Raw genomic sequence first — 16,556 nt, forward strand, 5'->3', positions numbered from 1 at the left:
CGTTATATTTTTGAGTAATAAACATTCTACTATCTTATCTATTCGCCTTTTTTACAGCGCGATTCTATCTCCTCATTTATATTGTCAATCACATTATCTTCCAATTCATATTTAGAAATAATGAACATAGCGACCAAAAGCAACAACGCCGGAATAACGGCTACGAGCCACAGTATTCCCTGTTCGGCAAAAGGCGATTGTGACACTTCATTTGTCTGGTCGAATCCGACAAAAGCCATAACAAGTCCCGGTACAACTCCTCCAAGAGCCATTCCCGCTTTATAGAAAATACCAGTCAAAGCATTGACTATACCCGAAATACGTTTACCATGAGTATATTCGCCATACGAAATTACTTCGGGAACCAAAGCCCACATATACCCTGTCGCAATAATGACTCCCGTCGATTTTATGAACTGCGCCACAAAGACCAACCATATCTGCGTTTTGAGTACCGGAACCACAGAAATAATATACAGCAATGCCATACCCAATATAGCGACTGAAAGGAATACATAAAACATTTGCTTTTTTCCAATGGCACGTTTAATGGCAGGTACCATCGGCATGAAAATGAATGCGGGTATCGAGCCCAAGGCCATGAAATAAGGTAACATCTCCGGTGCACGTACATTATAAATCATATAATATGAACCGGCAGAATTACCAATCGCCATCATTGCAAAAGCAGTAATGAAAAAGAACGCCAAAATACGCAAAGGTTTATTTCTACAAAATTCTACCCACAAGTCGGACACTTTTACTTTAGATGTCTCCTCCTGATCCATAACCACACGCTCCTTCGTCTGGTTAAAGCAGAACATCAATAACGCCAATCCGATAACAGCATAAATAGTCATCGTAATAAACCATGCGTTAGCAGATGCAGTAGTATTGATTTTACCATCGGGAGACAACACCTTCACCAGTATCGGAATACCGTATGCCACAGCCAAACCACCCAAATTGGCAAGAAACATACGCACTGACGTCAACACCGTGATTTCATTCGTATCGCGGGTAAGTGACGCATTCAGTGCTCCATAAGGCACATTAATCAATGTATAACACATGGATAATCCAACGTAAGTGAAATAGGCATAGAACAGTGAACCCGAAAAGCCGTTCCAAAAACAAAGAATAGCAAAACCAGTCAGCGGAATTCCTCCCCAAATAAGATATGAACGGTATTTACCTAGTTTAGGATTGTGTTTATCGACGAAAGCACCCACCAGAGGATCCCAAAGGACATCCACTATCCTGACAATAAGAAACATCACGGCTGCCACTTCCGGTTTAAGTCCATATACATTGGTATAAAAAATCAGCAGATACATACATACGGTCTGGTAAATAAGGTTTTGCGCCAAATCACCGGAACCGAATCCTATACGTTGAAGCCAAGAGAGTTTATAGAAACCTTTCGCTTCATTGGTCTTTATTGTATTCTCCATAAAATAGATAAATTGGTCATTTTCTGTTTTTCGTATTCATTTCTATCAAGATAGCTGCTGCCACTCGTTGCCCTAGCGTCTTTTTATCCAATGGATGAATATCATTCCATTCTCCTAAATCACTATTTTTAATCAGAGTAACATTTTTATTTGTATCGGCTACTTCCGCCTGCGCTTTCCGGAATTCCGCCCAGGCAGTGCGTCCTCCTTTATCTGTGGGTGAAAGGAAATCCGCCAGCTCAATGATATAGAAAGGCATATCCGACTTATTCCATCGTTGTCTCCAATCGCTAATCATAGCCGTCAACAAGTCTTTATACTCATTTCTGCGTGAGACATTCGATTCTCCCTGATACCAGATAACACCAGATACCGTATAGTTCAGCAAAGGAGCAATCATTGCATTATACAGTCCTGTGGGTTTATAATGAAAAGCCGTTTGTCCCGGAGCAGCGGGCATAGGAGCACCGAGATGATATTTCCAACTCCCCTCCAAATTGATCTCCGATTCTCCTTTTTCCGGCTGACCTTTTCCGAAAAGGATTTTATAAGGCTTTTCCTTTACAAATTGAGGACGACCGCCATAACTGAAAAGGCGTATGGTTATTGTATTTTTTCCGGCTTTCAACAATCCGGCAGGAATGGTGTAGATACGGGGAGGATACTGATAAGAGACAGTCCCCACAAATGTGCCATTTACATAGACCGAATCTGCATCTACGATGCATCCCAAACGAAGAGTCGCTTTCTCTCCCGCCTGTTGTGCAGACACCTGAAAGTCTTTACGGAACCAGTGGGAGCCATTGACGGTATTCAGTCCGTTTGTTGCCCAGCCGGAAGTAAACAAATCTGTTTCTGTCCAATTGCTATCATCATAATCGGCAGCATACCAAGGGGTAGCCTCATGCATCCCTTTATCTCCCTGAAACAACGCCACATTCCAGGCATGACTTTTCTTCCTCTCCTCTTTTTTCATCGACTCCATCAAATCGTCTGACTCATAGATACGCTTTTCATTCAAATAAAATGGAAAAGGCTTCAACCCTCCCTCACTGATCCACGCTTCTACCGGTGAACCTCCGACACTGGAATTTATGATTCCTACCGGAACCTTTGTCTTTTGATAGACATCTTTAGCGAAGAAATAGGCCAAAGCAGAGAAAGGCATCACATTTTCAGGAGTCATCGCTTGCCAGGAAATTCCCGGAATATCTGCCTGCGGAGCATGAAAATTATAGAGCAGAGGTGTTTTTATATAGCGTACCATCGGATAGTTACTGTCCGTAGATATTTCATCGCGAAAACGATCTGTAACCCGTGAAACAGGCAATTCCATATTCGACTGTCCCGAACATACCCAAACATCACCAATAAGAATATCCTTTAATTCGATATCATTAATGGCCATCGTATAAGGTCCGCCAGCTTTCAATATAGGCAAAGTCACTTTCCAGTTACCTTGTACATCAGCAACAGTCTTATATTTCTTTTTCAGGAAAGTTATATCAACGGTTTCATCAGGATCAGCCGTTCCCCAGATATTGACAGGTTCCCCACGCTGAAGTACCATTCCGTCGGAAACAAGAGTCGGAAGTTTAACCTTTGCTCCGCCCAACAAGGCGAAGCAAAGGAACACAACTACTAACCCTACCTTATAAAACCAATACTTATTCATTCTGTCTTTTCTTTTATATGTCTTTATTTCATGATAATTTAGCAAGAGAAGAAATCCATCGGGATTCCACTTTGCAAACTTAGGAAGTTTCTTCCCACTTACCCAGAAATTCTGATTCAAATCATTACTCGCTTGTTACATCATCGTTTACGTATGTTACAAAAACTTGTTGCAATGTTACATTCAAGCTGAAACCACCGATAAACAAGAGGAAAGGGAAAGTTTTAGAACGAGCGGATTACAGTAGTTATTGTTATTCATTTGATCCACTCCAAGATAATAACAACTACTGTAACCCTCACTCTCCCCTTCTTTAATCGTTATAAAATCATTTATTCCAAATCTCCGGTAAAGTCTCCGCTGACATCTTTACCAGCCAAACCATCGGCCACTCCCTTATAAGCATGTTTACGTGCATAATTAGCATCCCAAAGGTTCGGAGCATCATTCGGTATCCAATTCACATGTTCTTTTTCATTGTCCGATACTCCCCAGATGGTAATACCATATTGTTTGTCCGCTGGGATATACTTCTTGTACATATCAATGACATACTGATACATTTCTGCCTGTTGTGCCAGATTTTCAGTAGTAGGCGACGAAGTGTTAACCTTAATATCCAACTCGGATACTTTAATCAACTTGCCGGTAGCACCCAGTTTCTGGAACATTTGAGCAATATTGTCTTTATTGGAATCAATAGCAATATGCATTTGTGTACCAATACCATCCACTGTGGCCCCTTTGCTTTCGATGTATTCCACATATTTAATCAGACCGTCACACTTATTGAGGTTATATTCCAGATTATAATCATTGATGAATAGTTTATCATCCGGATTTCCATACTGACGGGCAAGTTTGAAAGCTTCTACTGCATAGTCTTTCGGAGTCAGGAAATAATCTTGCCAGTAGAATTCATCAGAAGCCAGATCAGTTTTGCCTTTACCAGTCTTAATGTCTGATGTTTTTCCGTCATCCATTGGTTCATTGACTACGTCCCATGCATGAACATAAGGTTTGCAATGGGTAACCATCTTTGAAATCCAGTCTTCCATAGCATCTCTGATAATCTCGGCTTTTTCTTCGTCGGTCTTCTCAATGATAGTAGGACCGGAAGCACGAGTGACAGCACGTGTCTCCACCACTTTCTCCGACAATACGATATTATCTATATAATAATCACCCGCACTAACTCCGAAATTGATACAGAATCGATTCATATCCTCTTTAGACACTGTAAATTCTTTCTTAAATTCTGTCCAAGTCGTACTCACATTTCCATCTACATAGCATTCACCTGCATAACTCGTTGAGTTCTGAATTTGAATTTGGAAAGTAGTTGAGACACTTGCTTTAATCATAGCAGAGAACTCATAGGTCTTGCCGACTTCCAAAGGAGTATCAAAGCCATATCCAGCCTGTGCCTTATATGCATTGCCCGCCCCTCCGTCAACAGAACTAGTCAGCTTCATCGAATATGAACTTCCATATCCTTCACCTTCTTCCGAAATCGCGGCCTTTCCACTACTCCAAGCTCCCCAAGGAGTAATAGCTTTGCTTTCAAAATCTCCGTTAGAAATCAGATTAACCACAGTAGGCTCCGCATCTTTGTCTGTCACAACAATATTATCTACATAATAAGTCACATCCGGCAAATAACCAAACTCAAATGCAATCTGAAATGTAGTACTAACAAAATCATTCACCGTAATCTTCACCTGCTGCCATTGAGACGTCGTCTCAAAAGCTTCCGTCCAACTGCCACCTGTAGCATACCAATCCTTATATGGATAATTATTTCCTAACCCATCAAAAGTCAACCGGGCTTTACCGGGATTATCCGAACGGACAAAAAATGAAATTTCATAATTATGCCCACTTACTGCTGAAATGTCAGGAGTATATAATTGCACAGAATGAGCAGCCGTTACAGAAGATCCTACTGTAAATTTCAATGCTTTGGAAGTAGTTGTCAGTCCTTCCCCTTCCACAATGGACATCGCATCACTTCCATTTTTACGATTCCAGCCATCAAAGGTTCCATCTTCAATGCCTGACAGATCCAACAAATTACTGCCCGCCGGTCCCGGAATAACTTCCGGTGCAATCAGACTATTCAGATAACTCGCATTCTGATTAGTGTGCCAAATCAGACAGTGTCCATAAATGCTTATACCCGCTTCTGTAGTCTTTGTAAACAATTGATCTACCTTATCAAATTTCAAATTCCCTTTAGAATCGACCATAGGACCGTGCTTCATGGCATATCCTATCGTCAGATCATTAAAGTTCTCATTCACAATGGTAGTCGTTGTCTCGTCACCAAGATATTCATCCATCCCCACTCCGATACCCAACTTAAAGTTGGGATCGGATAAATATTCTTTCAACGGCTTGTAACGGGAAATCTTTTCAGCCAACTGTAAAGGCAGTTCGGAAGAAGTAACCGCTCCATGTGTAGGGTCTTTATACCACTCCATCTTATTATCGTCACACGATGTCAATATCAGCACCGACAAGGCAACAAACGGAAGCATATTTCTGTATTTCATAATCTTTTCAATTTAAAGTCATTATTATTCTGCATCCTCTTCTTCGTCCGGGAAATCGGTATATTCCGGCTTCGTCAAAGGTACGACACGCCAGTTATCAATATAAATCTTCACGGAAGTTGCTTTGGATAGAAACTCTGTTTCTTTATCCGAGCTCGCACCTGTGATCTTATCCAATGTAATATCAGAGTTCTCAAAATAGAAACCGAAGTTGGCATAAGAAGCAGATGCACGGGTAGCGGTCACATCGGCAAAAGTGGTCCAAGCTCCGCTGGATGCTTTCGATTTGTAGAATTCACTAAACGGAACAGTTACAGTCTGCCAACCGGTTGTCTGGAAAGGAACAATCTTTCCGTCTACAAGCCACGGTACGTAATTATAACAGTCTCTCTCCCATTCTCCACCGTTGAATCCGTTCTGACCACAAATCTTCAGGAATCCGGATTCAGACCAAGGTTCGGGCACATAAATTTCAAACTGAATAGCACATTCGGCAACAGGAGTTTCAGCAGGGACACCCAGCGTCAACCAGTCAGGATCAGTGCCATTACCAGCTGTCCAAACTTCAGCACAACGATTCTTCGCTGCTGCCACCGGCAACTGTCTTTCTAATGGCAAACGACAGTAAGCACCTTGCGACACATTACCTTCACCAATCGAAGCTGATTCCAGTTCGGTTGTTTGAATCATACTTTCAGAATCGCCCCATGCCCCTTGTGCACCCACTCCGTCGAAGTTCAACAACAAGCCTTTCTTATAATTGAAATAGGCAGGAGAATAAGCACCACCATTCGAACCTTCTACGAAAATAGAACCGCCCTCTTCAGAAACTCCGGCAGGCATATCCACCATAAAATATTCACCGTCAAGATCAGAAATAATACCTTCTGTCACCACCACATTTCCGGGGAAAACGACTTTTGCTATTTCCGTCAATCCACTTCCATAAACAATGATAGGTTCACCTACATTCGGCATACAGTTGGAGATTTTCGTTATAGACGGTGCAGCAGCACGAATCTGGAAATCATAAACGTATTCACCACCATCTTTTACCAAACGAATTGTATTACGTACATTCTCGTCTGCTTCTGTAGTCGGAACTTTACTGTTCACACTAACCAGAAAAGATTTATTCGAAACAAATACCGGATTAAAATAACAGTTATATCCATTAATATACACTTTCTTCAATCCGTTGAATCCTTCACCTTCAATTCGGATCAGTTGTCCCAAACGGGCAAAATCAACCAAACGGTCAGGAACATTCGACTTCGCGTCTTCCAGATAGATCCCTGTTATGTTCATCACAGAACTTCCGCCATTATCGTCATCGTCGTCGCACGAAACAAATGAACAAGAGCAGATGAGCAGACTCACCAATAAGCCAAATGCTTTCATACTATTTTTATATATCAAGCTTTTCATTCGTATTCTCGTTTTTAGTTAAACAAATCGGTTATTCTGTCTTCCTTAAATGCATAAGGCATAGGATCCGCTTTCAACAAAGGATTTTGCACAGTCTCCGATTCCGGATAAGGAAGAAGGAATATACTGGAATCGACGTCACCTATGGCACGCTTCGTTTCATCCGAATCCTCGTCTCTCTTCAAAGTCTGTGTATCCGCATCCCATACTACAGGAATAGCAGTACCCCTATCCTGTCCGGTGATATAATTGAGTACTTCCTGTTGTTTATAATAAGCTCTACGTACCAAGTCATACCAATACTGTCCTTCCAGACAAAGTTCCAGTCTACGCTCACGACGAATATCTTCGTAAGTAATCGAATTTTGGGGTTCCAAACCGGCACGCTTGCGCACTTTGTTAAAGTATTCCATTGCATCGGCATCATCTGTTGAAGGATTATTTCCCAATATAGCTTCTGCATAAATCAGATATACTTCTGCCAGACGCAACATGTAAGTATTGATAGGAGTACTTCCGGAAGTGATCTTCGCATTATCTTTGCTAGAACCACAAACATATTTCTTACAATAAATTCCGGAAACAGTACCCGATGCTTTCTTCTCACAAGTATATCCTCCGTTTGCTTTCTGTATTTCAGGATAATGATCGCCATAAGCCATCCAAGTCGGCTGACGCCGTTTATCTCCTTTTTCATACTCCCAAATCACGTCCGGTTGTGCAAAAACATAACCGCCCCATGCACGGTCATTACCGGTAATAGCCGACTCACAAGCAAAATAATCCTGTATCGTATTACATTCCCCATACGTACCATTACTAACCCATTGTAAAGCAAACAGTGTTTCCGAGTTGTTATTTTTATCAATCATAAACAAATCGGCATAATCAGTCATCAGTTCAAAATTTCTGTTTTCTATCACTTTTAAAGCCGCTTTCTTTGCCAAATCCAGATAGTCCTGATTACGGGTCGCACTATTAGGGTTACTACTATAACCGGCATACGTCAGATAAACACGCGACAACATGCCAAAGGCACTGTATTTATTGACACGTCCGGCAGCAGAAGAAACCTCCGGCAAATATTTTGCCGCAAATTCCAAGTCACGCATCGCAAATTCATAGACATCACTTACCGGGCTAGTATTGACAATTGGATTAGCCACCAGTTCATCCGTATCCTCATTTATAATAACATTTCCCCATAACATCGCCAGATAGGAATAAGCAACTCCACGCATGAACCGTGCTTCAGCAATATATGGGTTCTTCACTTCTTCGCTATTGGATGAGTTACCTTTGATCCCGTTAATAATCTTATTAGTTTGCTGTACTATATTGTATAATGAGCCCCAAGCCGAAACTAACGGCCCCGTCAATCCGGTTTCGGTCAAATCGGCAAAAGGATAGATATAATTAGAGGTTGTCGCACAAAGGTTGAATCCGCGTCCATCACCCAGTCCATAATAGAACTTATCGTTAAAGTCGAACCACACCTTATTATACAAAGGAGCTGTTGCTGCCCGGAAATCATCTTCCGTTTGATAAAAGTTATCTCCTGCGATATTGGAGTTATCTTCAGAATCGAGGAAGTCACTGCATCCTGCAAACGCCAAAGCTACAGCCAACATGAAAGAGTATATATATTTACTTGTTTTCATATTTAGTCACTTTAAATGATTAAAAGGTTAAATTCAGACCGAATGTATAAATTCGCGGAGAAGGATAACGATAGTTATCAAAGCCTGTAAGCAAAGCGTCCTGATTGGCAGAACCTATTTCCGGGTCCATCCCTTTGTATTTTGTGAATGTATATACATTCTGCAGGTTACAATAAAGTTTCAGATTCTGAATACCAATCGGTGCCAACCATTTACGCGGGAACGTATAGCCGAAAGAGATAGACTGAATACGCAGGAAAGAACCATCTTCCACAAAGCGGTCACTGAAACGATAATTGGAATCATCTGTCCCTTTGGCAATAGCCATACGGCAAGCATAAGGGTCACCGCCTACAATCTGTATATTCCGATAATCATCCGGACCATTCGGATCAATCAAAGCCAGTTGTGCATAATCCAACGCCGATTTCAGGATATTATTATTGCCCCGTGGATTTTCAAGTTCACGACGCCCCCAGTTTACAACTTCATTTCCCACCGATCCGGTCAGGTTAATGCTCAAGTCGAAGCCTTTATAAGAGAAAGAGTTACCGAAGCCGAAAGTAAAGTCCGGTTCAGGATTACCGATATAAGTACGGTCCTGTTCATTGATAACACCGTCTTTGTTTACATCTTCAAAAATATAATCACCAATCCAGATACTATTCTTGGAAATCGACATACCTTCAGGCAATGCTACCGGCTTAATTGCTCCAGAAGCATCTCTATAGTAAAAGTCAGTAGCCTTTTCAAAGCGGCCAATCACTTTATAACCATAAAACTGTCCGATAGGGTTTCCTACTGATGTACGTGTCAGTACGGTTATTGTTTCGCCTGTCTGATTACTCTTATCTATCAGGCTGGTTGCCGTATCCAGCGATTTTACTTTATTACGGTTCATAGAGAATACCACGTTACTTCTCCATTGAAATCCGCCTTTATCAATATTCACTGTATTTAAAGTCAACTCAAGTCCTTTATTCTCCAAAGAACCCACATTCTTCCAGGGTGCGGAAGTAGAGCCCTGACCTGAAGTTCCCACGTAAGCAGGAAGAGGCACTTGCAACAACAAATCATTTGTTTTCTTATAATAAATATCGGCTATCAATTCAATCCTGTTCTGGAAAAGATTAATATCAAGTCCCAGATTACTTGAATAAGTAGACTCCCATTTCAATTCGGGATTCGGAGTATTGCCAGCCAGCAACCCTGTTCCCCAAACGGTAGCAACAGATGAATAAATGGCTTTATATGCATTATTAGGCACATTCTGATTACCTACAACACCCCATCCTAAACGCAATTTCAGATTATTAATAATATTGTTGTCTTTCAAAAAAGATTCATTGGAAACCTTCCAAGCCAAAGCAGCCGACGGGAACCATCCCCAACGATTATCTTTGTAGAATTTGGAAGAACCGTCGCGACGAAGAGTAAATGTCAACAGATATTTGTCATCGTATGAATAGAACAGACGGCCGAAATAAGATAAAATCGAACTTTCTCCACTATTACCATTATTCTTGGCTGTTGCGGCATCTCCCAATGTCAGGTCGGTTGCGGCATTGGACAAATATCCCATACGGCTTCCCATCAGATATTCCCATTTGCTCTCCTGCATTTCCTGACCAATCATTGCATTCACATTGTGCACTCCAAAAGTTTTCATGTAATTCACGATATTTCTCCAACTCCAGAACTTATTATATGATTTGGAGAAAGTCCCCTGACGGTCCGTATTTTCAATCGCACCAAAAGTATATGAGGGATCAAATTTATAAGTATTAGTTACCCCATAATCGAAAGACAATTCCGTTTTAAACGTCAGTCCGTCAATGATAGTAGCTTCAGCATAGGTGTTTGCCCGAATACCCATTTTCTCATTGCGGTTATCCTTAATCATGGCAAGACCCACCGGATTCGTTTGTACCCATTCGTCCGTATCCGGTCCGTCAAATGTGCCTTCAGCATTACGAACAGCCACACTCGGACTCTGCAATAAAGCAGTTCTAATCAACGACTCGTCAGATACAGTCAATTTCTGACGGGAATTACTAAACGCAAAGTTAATACCCATTTTTAAATAGCTCTTCACCTGGGCATCAAAACTACCTCGTAAGTTCAGACGCCTGAACCCTGAACCAACAGCAATACCATCCTGATTGAGGTAACCTGCTCCCAATGCATAGTTACTTTTATCAGTACCTCCGGTCACAGAAAGATTATGACTGGTCATCATAGCTTTAGAGAACATCTCATCCTGCCAGTCTGTACCCTCACCTAGTAAATCCGGACGAACAAAGTTATTATCCTTGTTCACTATTCCCCAATCATTTCCCGAATAGTCTTTTCCTGAACGAACATTCTTATGCTCCGCATATTCACGCAGATTCAGCATATCCAGTTTTTTAGGCATTTCCTGCCATCCTATATATCCGTCATAAGTTATTTGCGCCTCACCCTTCTGTCCACGTTTGGTAGTAATCATAATCACACCGTTTGCAGCTCGCGCACCATAAATAGCAGTGGCGGAAGCATCCTTTAATACGTCCATAGAGACGATGTCCGAAGGATTGATAGATGCCAGTGCATTATCACTTCCCGAACCTGTGGAACCGTCGATGATAACACCGTCAATGACAAAGATAGGTTCATTGGAGGCATTCAAAGAGTTGATACCACGAATACGGATGGAAGAACTACCACCGGGCATACCGCTATTAGCCTGTACCTGCACACCAGCAGCACGTCCTTGCAGTACCTGGTCAACGGAAGTCACTACAGATTTCTTAATGGCTTCATCGTTGACCGATACAACAGAACCGGTCAGGTCACTACGTTTCATCTGACCATATCCAACTACAACTACTTCGTCTAATACTTTTGCATCTTCTTTGAGGGTAATATCAAACTGCTTTTTCCCGGCTACAGGAATCGTTTGTGTCTGATATCCGATAAAAGAAATCTTCAAGCTACCTTTGGCTGATACATTCAACTTAAAATTACCATCCAAATCGGTAACTATACCATTGGTAGTGCCAGCTTCTACTACACTGGCTCCGATAATCGGTTCGCCCGATGCATCTTTGACCACTCCCGTCACGGAAACAGTCTGTGCCAATACCCATACAGGAAAGAGGCAGAAAAGAATGATAAGACCTAACGGTCGAAAATAATGATTTGTGCTTTCCATAAAATCATTTTTTTAATTAATAATGATAGTGGTTAATCCAAGTTATAGGTTTTTCTCTTCTTATTTATAATAAGGAATAGAGTAAGGAATTCATGTTTCCATAAGCAGTTATTATTTTAAGGTGTCCGACAATTCATTTTTTTGGTTAATGCAAATTTATGGATAATATATCAAGCATAGGTGGAGATTTTGTTTCAAGCAATTGACAGGCGGTTACATACACTTGCATGTACGTTACAAGCTATTGCACACCCGTTACATACCCCTCCCAGAAGCATCCCTAAAGGGTTTGCACGTAACATCAGTAAAAGGAAAAGTAACAAAGCTAATGCTATTTTAATTTAATATAGTATCTTTGTCTATATAAAAAGCACCAATAAACCCTGCTTATATTAATGAGTATGAAAGCACAAATCCTATTCCTTTTTTCCATATACTGTTTCCTGATAGGAAGCACTCCTGTTATGAAAGCACAGACCGGCAAATTCTATTCAACAGACAAAGAACTTTCCAACAGTCTGATCAATGCCGTATATCAGGACCGGAAAGGATTTATCTGGATAGCTACCGAAAACGGACTTAATAAATTCGACGGGACACGTTTCTCGATCTATCGACATAATGCTACGGATAGCACCAGTTTGAAAAACAACTATGTACGGACATTATTCGAAGACAGTCGCGGTAATTTCTGGATCGGATGCATCAATGGCTTACAGCGATATGACCGCGCCACAGACAACTTTCACGAATTATTCATCTCTCGGAAAGACGGACGAAAGAATCCTCATATCACTTCCATTATTGAACGCCGGAACGGAGATCTTTGGATAGCAACTTCCGGACAAGGCGCCATATCCCTAAAAAAGAACAGCAATCCCGCCTCCTTCCATATCGAAACCGAACTGACAGACCGGATAGGTAGTAACTACCTGAATGTCATTTTCGAAGATTCCCGGCAAAATTTATGGATTGCTACAGAAGAAAAAGGACTTTACCGTTATTCTCCGGAAAGTAAAGAGCTTAAAAGCTATAAAGCACCTTATCATATAGCAGGTGATGACGTTTCTGCCATTTGTGAGGATGCACACGGACAAATTTTCGTAGGAACCTTGACAAAAGGTCTTTTCAGACTATCATCCCGACAGGAAGGAAACTTCGAACCTGTCCTCTACCAAAACCGGATGAATTTGAATATCCGGACTCTCATCATTGATACCCGTGGAAAACTTATCATAGGAACAGACGGTGAAGGAGTAAAAGAATATCAGCCTCAACAAGATATTATTGTGGACAGTGAGATTAATGCGGGTCCCTTTGACTTCTCCAAATCCAAGGTTCACTCGTTAATCGAAGATAAAGATCACAATTTATGGCTGGGCATTTTTCAGAAAGGTTTGATACTAGTGCCCGGCATTTCAAATAAATTCGACTACTACGGCTACAAATCAATACACAACAACACCATTGGTTCCAGCTGTGTTATGGCTATTCATACAGATGAACAAGCTACAATCTGGATAGGTACGGATAACGACGGATTATATGCCATAAACGATCAGGGAAAACAATTACGCCATTACACCCATCAGGCAGGTAATCCCCAATCTGTCCCCGGCACTATCCTATGTCTCTATGAAGATTCCAATCAGGAACTTTGGCTAGGATCTTACTTCGATGGTCTGGCACGGATGAACAAACAAACCGGAACATGTCAAGATGCCACCTCGCTTTTACAAGGAAATCTTAACGCAGGCAAGCCCAAAGTTTCCTGCATCATTGAAGACAAAAACAAGAATCTCTGGGTGGGTACTTATGGTTCGGGCTTATACAAAATCAATTTACCAACTCAACATGTCACCTATTACGAATCTACCCGCAACGAAAACGATGACTGGAGTATCAACCGTCTTCCGAACGATTGGATCAGCTACCTACTGGAAGATAAAGAGGGAATGATATGGATCGGCACTTATAAAGGTCTGGCCGTACTCAATCCTCAAACGGACAATTTTATCAATTATAAAAAGCAAAACAATCTCCTCCCCGGGTATGTCGTTTACAGTTTATTGGAAAGTAGTAATGGAGAGATCTGGGCTGGTACTTCCGAAGGATTGGTCTGCCTGAATAAAGACAGACTAACACCTGTACTTTTCACTACTGCCGATGGGCTCCCCAGTGATATTATTTGCGGCCTGGCTGAAGACGAGAAAAAAAATATATGGATCAGTACCCATCAGGGAATCTCCAAACTGAATCCTCCGGAAAAGAAGTTTATCAACTATTATGCAGGCGACGGTCTGCAAGGAAATGAGTTTACACGCACTGCTGTATTTAAAGATAAACGCGGCAAGATATTTTTTGGAGGTACCAATGGAGTAACTGCTTTCTACCCCCAGGATATCACCGAAATCAAAAAAGAAATGAATGTATTGATTACCGGCTTTCACGTTGCTAACCGCCCTGTGAAAAAAGGGGATAAATCCGGCAACAATGTCATCACTGATACTGCTGTCATGGATACCGAGCAATTTACACTGGCATATAATGAAAATACATTCAGCATTGATTTTTCTGTTTTGGAATTCAGCAATCCCGACCGGATTAGTTATCAATATAAGATAAAAGAATTAGGCGATGAATGGATCAGTACGCAACCGGGAACAAACCGGGTGACTTATAGCAGTCTGAAACCGGGGAAATACACTTTCTCCGTACAGGCACGCGACCATAATAATTTCTCTAATATCCGCACAGTTACTATTGCCATCACTCCACCCTGGTACCAGACCTGGTGGGCAAAAGTAATCTGGGGATGCCTCGGAGCATTACTAATCTATGCTCTTACCATGTATATTCTGTCACGTATCCGCCACCGGCAAGAAGTGATGCGACAAAAACACATGGAACAGATTAACGAAGCCAAATTACAATTCTTCATTAATATCTCACATGAAATACGTACCCCGATGACTCTTATCATCAGCCCGTTAGAGAAACTGTTAGCCGAACATTCCGAGAAACAACCGGTTTATCTCATGATTTACCGGAATGCCCAACGTATTCTACGTCTGATCAATCAACTGATGGACATACGAAAACTGGACAAAGGACAAATGCATCTGAAATTCCGGGAAACAGACATCGTAGGATTTATCAATGACTTGATGCAAACATTCAATTATCAAGCGCAAAAAAAGAACATCACATTTACTTTCGAAAAAGAACTGGAAGGTGCTGATTCTCTGAAAGTATGGATTGATCTAAATAACTTTGACAAAGTATTGATGAATGTCCTTTCCAATGCTTTCAAATATACACATGAGGGAGGAAATATCGAAGTGTCATTGAAAACCGGTCACAACGATGCCTACCGGGGTGCTTTGAAAGATTATTTCGAGATAGATATCACCGATAACGGAATCGGTATTGACAAAAACAAAATAGAACAAATATTCGAGCGTTTCTATCAGATTGACAACGACATGACACAATCTAATTTCGGTACAGGAATCGGACTGCATCTTTCACGGTCGTTAGTGGAACTGCACCACGGCATCATCAAAGCAGAAAACCGCGAAGACGGACAAGGAACCCGTTTCGTCATCCGCCTGCCGTTAGGTAGTAATCACTTGAAAGCAGAGGAACTGGAAAATCCTGAAGAAACCGGAAGCGAACCAACAATCTCCCAACTTCCCAAAGATTCCATCTATGAAACGGAAGAAGAAAACAAAACTAACGAGTACAGGAAACCCAAAGCAAAAACACGTTATCGCGTCTTAATCGTAGAAGATGATGAAGAAATACGTCGCTACATACGTAGCGAACTGGATAGTGATTTCCGTATCTACGAATGTACAAATGGACGGGAAGGACTGGAAACCATTTTGAAGGAGAAACCCGATCTCGTCATCAGTGATGTTATGATGCCCGAAATGGATGGAATCACTCTCTGCCGGAAAATAAAACAGAATATCAATATCAATCATATACCTATTATATTATTAACCGCCAAATCGAAAGCCGAAGACCAAATCGAAGGACTTGAAATTGGAGCAGATGCTTATATCGTAAAACCATTCAACACTGAATTATTACGAACTACTATCAGTAATCTGATAGCCAATCGGGAAAGACTGCGTGGCAAACTGGTAGGTGAACAACAAGTAGAAGAAAAAATAACAAAGATAGAAATGAAGTCCAATGATGAGATCTTGATGAGTAAAGTAATGAAAACCATCAATGACCATCTTGCCGACCCTACCCTTAATGTAGAGATGCTGGCAGCCAACGTTGGAATGAGCCGCGTACATATGCACCGCAAATTAAAGGAGTTGACTAATCAGTCAGCACGAGATTTCATTCGTTCTATCAGACTGAAACAAGCTGCCAATCTGCTACGTGAGAAGAATCTAAGCGTTTCGGAAGTTGCATACGCTACAGGCTTCTCCAACCTCTCTCATTTTTCCAATACATTCAGAGACTTTTACGGAATTTCACCGAGTGAATATAAAGAACAACAGATGTAACAAACAGAATTAGACTTGTTACAAACAAGAATCTAAATTAGAAAGAAAGCCGTTATTGATA

General features: G+C 41.3%; 7 protein-coding genes. 1 reads left to right on the plus strand and 6 read right to left on the minus strand.

Annotation, left to right across the window (positions count from 1 at the left end; all coding sequences use genetic code 11):
- Positions 1-38: 38 nt before the first annotated feature.
- The 6 genes from Bovatus_RS08420 to Bovatus_RS08445 all read right to left on the minus strand — a co-directional run bounded on the left by Bovatus_RS08420 (position 39) and on the right by Bovatus_RS08445 (position 11,966).
- Positions 39-1,454: an MFS transporter gene (locus Bovatus_RS08420; RefSeq protein ID WP_004300840.1), complete on the minus strand. Its 1,416-nt coding sequence runs from the start codon at positions 1,452-1,454 to the stop codon at positions 39-41.
- Positions 1,455-1,470: 16 nt separating this feature from the next.
- The gene (locus Bovatus_RS08425) at positions 1,471-3,129 is read right to left on the minus strand and encodes a sialate O-acetylesterase (RefSeq protein ID WP_004304379.1); all 1,659 of its coding nucleotides are present in this window, start codon (positions 3,127-3,129) and stop codon (positions 1,471-1,473) included.
- A gap of 332 nt (positions 3,130-3,461) precedes the next feature.
- Positions 3,462-5,684 carry an endo-1,4-beta-xylanase gene (locus Bovatus_RS08430; RefSeq protein WP_004300842.1) on the minus strand — a complete coding sequence of 741 codons (2,223 nt, stop codon included), beginning with the start codon at positions 5,682-5,684 and terminating at the stop codon, positions 3,462-3,464.
- Between the two features lie 24 nt (positions 5,685-5,708).
- Positions 5,709-7,085, minus strand: a complete 1,377-nt coding sequence (locus Bovatus_RS08435; protein WP_224440855.1) for a glycan-binding surface protein — start codon at positions 7,083-7,085, stop codon at positions 5,709-5,711.
- 41 nt (positions 7,086-7,126) lie between these two features.
- Positions 7,127-8,773, minus strand: coding sequence for a RagB/SusD family nutrient uptake outer membrane protein (locus Bovatus_RS08440; RefSeq protein ID WP_004300844.1), 1,647 nt, complete (start codon positions 8,771-8,773; stop codon positions 7,127-7,129).
- A 19-nt stretch (positions 8,774-8,792) separates the two neighbouring features.
- Positions 8,793-11,966: a SusC/RagA family TonB-linked outer membrane protein gene (locus Bovatus_RS08445; protein WP_004300845.1), complete on the minus strand. Its 3,174-nt coding sequence runs from the start codon at positions 11,964-11,966 to the stop codon at positions 8,793-8,795.
- A 395-nt stretch (positions 11,967-12,361) separates the two neighbouring features.
- Here Bovatus_RS08445 and Bovatus_RS08450 point away from each other — a divergent pair, with 395 nt between their 5' ends.
- Positions 12,362-16,495, plus strand: coding sequence for a hybrid sensor histidine kinase/response regulator transcription factor (locus tag Bovatus_RS08450; RefSeq protein ID WP_004300846.1), 4,134 nt, complete (start codon positions 12,362-12,364; stop codon positions 16,493-16,495).
- The last annotated feature ends 61 nt before the right edge of the window (positions 16,496-16,556 follow it).

The organism is Bacteroides ovatus (assembly GCF_001314995.1).
In the GTDB taxonomy this organism is placed as follows: domain Bacteria; phylum Bacteroidota; class Bacteroidia; order Bacteroidales; family Bacteroidaceae; genus Bacteroides; species Bacteroides ovatus.